General features: G+C 65.5%; 8 protein-coding genes and 1 pseudogene. 1 reads left to right on the forward strand and 8 read right to left on the reverse strand.

The genetic code is table 11. The annotated features are described in order from the left end of the window. From sphsw_RS18600 to rpsB, 7 genes and pseudogenes are all read right to left on the reverse strand, one after another. Positions 1 to 157 (reverse strand): annotated as a pseudogene (locus sphsw_RS18600) (1-deoxy-D-xylulose-5-phosphate reductoisomerase); the annotation flags it as partial. Then, on the reverse strand, positions 154 to 909 hold the full coding sequence (locus tag sphsw_RS03340; RefSeq protein WP_031394215.1) for a phosphatidate cytidylyltransferase: 756 nt from the start codon (positions 907 to 909) through the stop codon (positions 154 to 156). The gene sphsw_RS03340 and the pseudogene sphsw_RS18600, both read right to left, overlap by 4 nt. A 65-nt stretch (positions 910 to 974) precedes the next feature. Continuing rightward, positions 975 to 1,667 (reverse strand): isoprenyl transferase, encoded by a 693-nt coding sequence (locus sphsw_RS03345; RefSeq protein WP_037533279.1) that lies wholly within the window; start codon positions 1,665 to 1,667, stop codon positions 975 to 977. A 71-nt stretch (positions 1,668 to 1,738) separates the two neighbouring features. Continuing rightward, positions 1,739 to 2,296, reverse strand: a complete 558-nt coding sequence (frr, locus tag sphsw_RS03350) for a ribosome recycling factor (protein ID WP_031394213.1) — start codon at positions 2,294 to 2,296, stop codon at positions 1,739 to 1,741. Position 2,297: 1 nt separating this feature from the next. Then, positions 2,298 to 3,026: a UMP kinase gene (gene pyrH / locus sphsw_RS03355; RefSeq protein WP_031394212.1), complete on the reverse strand. Its 729-nt coding sequence runs from the start codon at positions 3,024 to 3,026 to the stop codon at positions 2,298 to 2,300. A 409-nt stretch (positions 3,027 to 3,435) separates the two neighbouring features. Next, positions 3,436 to 4,368: a translation elongation factor Ts gene (gene tsf, locus sphsw_RS03360; RefSeq protein ID WP_031439366.1), complete on the reverse strand. Its 933-nt coding sequence runs from the start codon at positions 4,366 to 4,368 to the stop codon at positions 3,436 to 3,438. 90 nt (positions 4,369 to 4,458) lie between these two features. Next, entirely contained in the window at positions 4,459 to 5,310 is an 852-nt protein-coding gene (gene rpsB / locus sphsw_RS03365; RefSeq protein ID WP_031394210.1) for a 30S ribosomal protein S2, read from the reverse strand. Positions 5,311 to 5,635: 325 nt separating this feature from the next. Between rpsB and sphsw_RS03370 the strand changes: the two genes are divergently transcribed. Continuing rightward, on the forward strand, positions 5,636 to 5,878 hold the full coding sequence (locus tag sphsw_RS03370) for a hypothetical protein (RefSeq protein ID WP_235188269.1): 243 nt from the start codon (positions 5,636 to 5,638) through the stop codon (positions 5,876 to 5,878). Between the two features lie 137 nt (positions 5,879 to 6,015). Here the strand turns inward: sphsw_RS03370 and pssA are convergent, their stop codons facing one another. Then, positions 6,016 to 6,804 carry a CDP-diacylglycerol--serine O-phosphatidyltransferase gene (gene pssA / locus sphsw_RS03375; protein ID WP_031439368.1) on the reverse strand — a complete coding sequence of 263 codons (789 nt, stop codon included), beginning with the start codon at positions 6,802 to 6,804 and terminating at the stop codon, positions 6,016 to 6,018. Between the last annotated feature and the right edge of the window lie 33 nt (positions 6,805 to 6,837).

Below are 6,837 nucleotides of genomic sequence, written 5' to 3' on the forward strand. Positions count from 1 at the left end.
ATTCGGCGCGGGTCCGGATCGCGGCCGCGGCGAGCCGCGCGACGTCACAATTTGCGGTCAGCGCGACGACGCGAAAACGATCGGGCTCGCGTTCGACGAGATCGAGCGTCGACGTACCGACCGACCCGGTCGCACCGAGAATCGTGACGCTTTTCATGAGTATAAGCTCGGCAACATGATGAGTAACGCCGCGACCGGGGCGACCGGGACAAGCCCATCGAGACGGTCCATCACGCCACCATGCCCGGGCAGCGTATTGCCGCTGTCCTTGACGCCTGCGACGCGCTTCAACCAGCTTTCGTACAGGTCCCCCATCTGCGCCAGCGCCGCGAGAAACGGCGTGGCGAGCGCAAGGTGGAACGGCAGCGCATATTCGACGTGAAGGATCGCCGCGACGATGCCCGCGAGCACCACGCCGCCAATCAGGCCCGACCAGGTCTTGTTCGGGCTGATCACGGGTGCAAGCTTGGGTCCGCCCAATGAGCGTCCGGTGAAGAACGCGCCGATATCGCACGCCCATACCAGCGACAGCGCCCAGAGCGTCAGCAGCACGCCGTCCTCCTGACGCCGGATGATCATCAGCGCGAGCACGGGCAGCCCGCAATAGATAATTCCGAGCGCCAGCGGAGGCTTACGCGTGGTGATGACGACGAAGAACGCCGCCCCGGCAAGCAGGCCGAGCGTGAAGAAGTCGTGCACGACGAGGATCAGCGAGGCCGGCGCCATCAGCGCGAGCGGCACGGACAGCGCGAACTGCGTCATGCGCCTGGTTTTCGCGTCGGCGCCCTGCAGCATCGCCCATTCGGCCATCATGAACAGCGCGGCCACCACGCCCAGCAGCCAGAAGGCGATGCCGCCCAGCGTCAGGGCAATGCTCGCGACGACGATCATGCCAACGCTGGCGATCATCCGGAGCTTGAGGTTGGACGGTGTGCGAAGCGCCTGATCGGGGGCGCGTTCGGGATCGGTAAGCGTCACAGCCCACCGTAGCGGCGTTGCCGCACGCCAAAGGCCGCAACGGCCTCGGCGAGCGCGTCGCCGTCGAAATCGGGCCAGAGCGTGTCGACGAACAGCAGTTCGGCATAGGCCGCCTGCCACAACAGGAAATTCGACAGGCGTTGTTCGCCCGAGGTGCGGATCATCAGGTCCAGCGGGGGAAGATCGCGCGTGTCGAGTTCGCCCTCGACCATCGCCGCGTCGATGCTTGCCGGATCGAGCACCCCGTCGCGCGCGCGTTCGGCCAGACGGCGGGCGGCGAGCACGAGTTCGGCATGGGCGCCGTAGTTGAGTGCGATCGCGAGTAGCGGACCGGTGTTGGCCGCGGTCCGCGCGATCGCATCATCGACCATCGCGACCAGATCGGGCGAAAAGGCATGATAGTCGCCGATGACGCGCAAACGGACATTCTCGCGCGTCAGTTCGTCGAGATCGCTGCGGATGAAATGCCGCAGCAACCCCATGAGATCGCTGACCTCTTCCGCGGGGCGGCGCCAGTTTTCGGACGAGAACGCATAGAGCGTCAGCGCCTCGATCCCCATCGCACGCGCCGCGCGGGTAACGTTTCGCACCGCATCGACGCCCGCCTTGTGGCCGGCAAAGCGGGGGAGGAAGCGCTTCTTCGCCCACCGCCCATTGCCGTCCATGATGATCGCGACATGACGCGGCACCGCGCCGCCCCCAGGAACGGCGACGAGCGACGCAGCCTGGGAGGCTCCGGCCGAAGCAGCGCCAAGCGGCCTCACTTGCCCAGGATTTCCTTTTCCTTGGCGCCCGCGGTCGCATCGAGATCGGCGATCGTGCTGTCGGTGAGCTTCTGCACCTCGACTTCGTGACGCTTGCGCTCGTCCTCGCCGAACACACCCTTCTTCTCGTCGACCTTCAACGAATCCATCCCGTCGCGGCGGACGTTACGGACTGCAATGCGGGCCTTTTCAGCATATTGGCCGGCGAGCTTGGCGAGTTCCTTGCGACGCTCCTCGGTCAGATCGGGAATCGGCAGACGCAGCGTCTGACCGTCGACGATCGGGTTGAGACCCAGCCCGGCGGAGCGGATCGCCTTGTCGGTCGGGCCGACATTCGACTTGTCCCAGACCTGCACCGACAGCATCCGCGGCTCAGGCGCCGACACGGTCGCGACCTGGTTGAGCGGCATCGACGAGCCGTAGACCGTGACCATCACCGGATCGAGCAGCGCGGTCGAAGCGCGGCCAGTGCGAAGCCCGGCCAGATCATGCTTCAGCGCTTCGACGGCACCCGCCATGCGGCGTTCCAGGTCGCTCTTGTCATACGCTGCCATCTTAACTCTCCTGCTCGTTCTGGACGATCGTCGACACGCCATCACCCGCCAGCACCGCGGCAAGATTGCCGGGTTCGCGGATGTTGAAGACGACGATCGGGATATCATTGTCGCGGCACAAAGCGATCGCGCTCGCGTCCATGACCTTGAGGTCCTCGGACAGCACCGTGCTGTACGAGATCGTCTCGTAGCGCGTTGCGTCCGGGTCCTTTTTCGGATCGGCGCTGTAGACGCCGTCGACCGACGTGCCCTTGAACAGCGCGTCGCACTTCATCTCGGCAGCCCGCAGCGCGGCGCCCGAATCGGTGGTGAAATAGGGGCTGCCGACACCGGCGGCGAAGATCACGACGCGGCCCTTTTCGAGGTGCCGTTCGGCGCGACGCCGGATGAAGGGTTCGCAGACGCTCGCCATCGGGATCGCCGACTGGACGCGCGTGTCGATGCCGATCTGCTCGAGCGCGTTCTGCACCGCAAGCGCGTTCATCACGGTCGCGAGCATGCCCATATAATCGGCGGTCGCGCGCTCGAAGCCCTTGGCAGCGGCGGCGAGGCCACGGAAGATGTTGCCACCCCCGACGACGATGCAGATCTCATAGCCCTTGGCGCGGACGTCGGCGATCTCGCCGGCGACACGTGCGGTGACGGTGGGATCGATCGAAAGACCGGCGGGTCCCATCAGGACTTCGCCCGACAGTTTGAGCAAAATGCGTTTGAAGCGCGGAGGCGTCATAAATCTCGAATTGTGATTGGCGGGGCGGCGCGGACCTTAGGCGGCGAGGCCGGGGATGTGAAGCGCTGCGACGTGCCTGTGTGGACTCTGAGCGGTCAGGAGACGGAAAATCGTCGACCGCAGGAGGGCGCGCGAGGGGAAATGCCGTCATTTTCGCGGAGATGGAGGCCCGGAAGGGGGCGGCGTCGCGAACGAACACCGATTGCATAGGGCCTGGATCCCCGTCTGCGCGGGGATGACGGAGTAGTACGCGGTTACTCCGCGATCCTTCTCCCCTCGGGGAGACGGTGGACCAGCGGGGCCGGATGAGGGGCGTGAGGTTCGAGACCTCGCCACTCCCCTCACCCTTCCCACGACCGAGTGGCCGTGGGCCCCTTCCCTCTCCCCGGACGGGAGAGGGAGGGCGTTGTTACGCCTGCGGAACGCCCGAGGCGGCAGCGACTTCGGCGGCGAAGTCGGACTGTTCCTTCTCGATGCCTTCGCCGAGCTGGAAACGGACATAGTCCACCAGCTTGATCTCGGCGCCCGCGTCCTTGCCGGCCTTGGCGACGACGTCGGAGATCTTGGTCTTGCCGTCCATCACGAACAGCTGGCTGACCAGGGCGTGCTCCTTGCGGTACTTGGCGATGCCGCCTTCGACCATCTTTGCAATGATATCAGCAGGCTTGCCCGATTCGGCGGCCTTTTCGGTCGCGATCGCGCGCTCACGCTCGATCTCGGCCTCGTCGAGATCGGCTTCGTTCAGCGCCTTCGGGAACGCCGCTGCGATGTGCATCGCAAGCTGCTTGCCGAGCGTCTGGAGCACTTCGTCCGAAGCCTCCGACTCGAGCGCGACGAGCACGCCGATCTTGCCGAGGCCCGGCGATGCCGCGTTGTGGATGTACGGAACGACCGCACCCTTGCTGACTTCGAGCGTGCGCGAACGGCGCAGCGACTGGTTCTCGCCGATCGTCGCGACGTTGTTCGTGAGAACCTCCTCGACGGTCTTGCCCGATGGCATCGCCTGCGTCTTGAGCGAGTCGATGTCGCCACCGGTGGCGAGCGCGATCTGCGTCACGTCACGGACAAACGACTGGAACTGATCGTTCTTTGCGACGAAGTCGGTTTCCGAGTTGACCTCGACCGCAGCACCCTTGGTGCCCGAAACGGCGACGCCGACCAGGCCCTCGGCCGCGGTGCGGCTGGACTTCTTGGCGGCGGCGGCGAGACCCTTGGTCCGCAGCCAGTCCATCGCCTGCTCCATGTCGCCGGCGTTCTCGCTGAGCGCCTTCTTGCAGTCCATCATGCCCGCGCCGCTCTTTTCGCGCAGATCCTTGACCATTGCTGCCGTGATATCAGCCATGTCCGTAAATCCTCTTTAGTCTGAATGTAGTTGCGGGCGAGGTAAGGCCAGATGCCCTACCCCGCCCGCATGACGGTTCGGCGACGACGCTTATGCGTCGATCTGGCGCTCGCCCTCGGCCGCGAACTCTGCGGCGGTCTCGGCATTCGCCGCAACCTGCGTCGTGTCGGCGGTCGGCTCGACGGTCGGCTCGGCGATCGCCTCTTCCTTCGGCGGCTCGACCATCGCACCGATGTCGGCACCGGTCCGGCGCTGCTGCTCCTGGCCACCACGAGTCGCTGCGATTGCAATGGCTTCGCAATAGAGGCGGATGGCGCGCGCGGCGTCGTCGTTCGCGGGGACCGGGAAGGCGATGCCGTCCGGCGAGACGTTCGAATCGAGGATCGCCACGACGGGAATACCCAGCGTGTTGGCTTCCTTGATCGCCAGCTCTTCCTTGTTCGCGTCGATCACGAACATCACGTCGGGAATGCCGCCCATGTCGCGGATGCCGCCGAGCGAAAGCTCAAGCTTGTCCTTCTCGCGGGTGAGCTGGAGCACTTCCTTCTTGGTCAGGCCGACGGTGTCACCCGACAGCATTTCCTCGAGCGTCTTCAGACGCTTGATCGAACCCGAAATGGTCTTCCAGTTGGTGAGCATGCCGCCCAGCCAGCGATGGTTGACGAAGTGCTGACCTGCGCGACGTGCGGCGTCGGCGACGGGCTCCTGCGCCTGGCGCTTGGTGCCGACGAACAGGACCTTGCCACCGCCGGCGACGGCCGACGAGACGAATTCGAGCGCGCGCGCGAAGAGCGGCACGGTCTGCGAGAGGTCGAGGATGTGGACGCCGTTGCGGTCACCGAAGATGTAAGGCTTCATCTTGGGGTTCCAGCGATGCGTCTGGTGACCAAAATGTGCGCCCGTTTCAATGAGCTGCTGCATCGAGACGACTGGTGCCGCCATAGGATATGTCCTTCCGGTTGTGCCTCTGGGAAGCGGATGACGTGCCGGCCGAATGACCGAAACGCACCGGGCTATGATGCCTCCCATGCGGGGTTAGAGGCGGGGCCCTTAGCCGGGGACCGCGCCAAATGCAACGGCTTACCTCCGACTTGACAAAAGAACGCAATAAGAACATAACGGGGCCAGAACAGAACAGAGGTTCGACTCGGCGCAGAATCACCCCGGAACGGCGGTGATCCAAATGCGACGAACGGAACGATGTTTTCGACCGGGTGTTGCGAACCTTAACAAAATGTTCGCATTTGCAGGGAAGGCGAGCGGGAAGATGAGCGGGATGATGATAGTGAGCTTCATGGTGTTCTCGGGGTCGTTCGCAGTCGCGACCGCGGTGATCCTGACGTCGATCGCACCGCAATGGTCGCGCATCGTCAGCCTGGCATCGGGCAATGTCGAGCCGGCCTTCGCCCCGCTGCAGACGCTCGCGCGCGCCGAGCGCCGGATCGCGGTCCGCCGCTGGTCTTCGACCGGCATGCCGCAGCCGTCGCAGCGCTGGAATGCCGCCGCCTGAACCTTGGCGGGTTGGCCTGGGCGCCTGATCGACAGGCGTCTTACTGATCCGCGGGCGTGGCCGGCTTGTGGATTACACGGGGATCGAACTTTACGGGTCTGCCCCGGGTCAGCAGTCCCGGGGCTCGGTCGGTCGGATCAGAGACCCGGTTTGGCGGACGTCTCGCCGCTACGGACGCCGGCGCGCTGGCGGCGGACCCTGGCATAGCTGGCGATGCTGAACGGCATCGAGACGATATAAAGAAGGCAGATGACGCTGAGCGTGTGCCAGGGGGCGCTGACGAGCGCGGCACCGAGCAGGACGACGAGCGCGATCGCCTCGAACCGGACGTTGCGACGCAGCTTGAGCGAACTCCACGACCAGGTCGCGATGCTCGACACCATCAGCAGCGCGACGAACGCGATCCAGGGTGCGACGATATAGGGCGAGGCGAAGAATGGTTCGTCGGTCCAGAACCAGAAGAACATCGGCATGAGCGCGAGCCCTGCCCCGGCGGGCGCGGGCACCCCGGTCAGGAAGCCCGCGGACTTGTGCGGCTGATGGCTCTCGTCGATCTTGGCGTTGAAGCGCGCGAGGCGGAGCGCGCAGAACACGGCGAAGATCAGCGCGCAGATCCAGCCCATCCGCGGCAGCGCGGCAAGCGACCAGAGATAGACGATCAGTGCCGGCGCAACCCCGAAGGAGATGGCATCGGACAGCGAATCGAGTTCCGCACCGAACCGGCTTTCGCCGTGGAGCATGCGCGCGATCCGGCCGTCGAGTCCGTCAAGCACGCCTGCGACCATGATCATCGCGACCGCGCTTTCCCATTGGCCGCCGATCGCGAACCGGACGCCGCTGAGGCCCGAGCAGAGGGCGAGTGCGGTGACCGCATTGGGTGCGACCGCGCGGAGCGGCAGACCGCGACGCGGCCGGCGCGCCCGCATCGCGCGGCCCGCCGCCTGCGACTCGTCGGCGCG

Origin of the sequence: Sphingomonas sp. FUKUSWIS1, assembly GCF_000733135.1 — a bacterium.
GTDB lineage: Bacteria > Pseudomonadota > Alphaproteobacteria > Sphingomonadales > Sphingomonadaceae > Sphingomonas > Sphingomonas aerolata.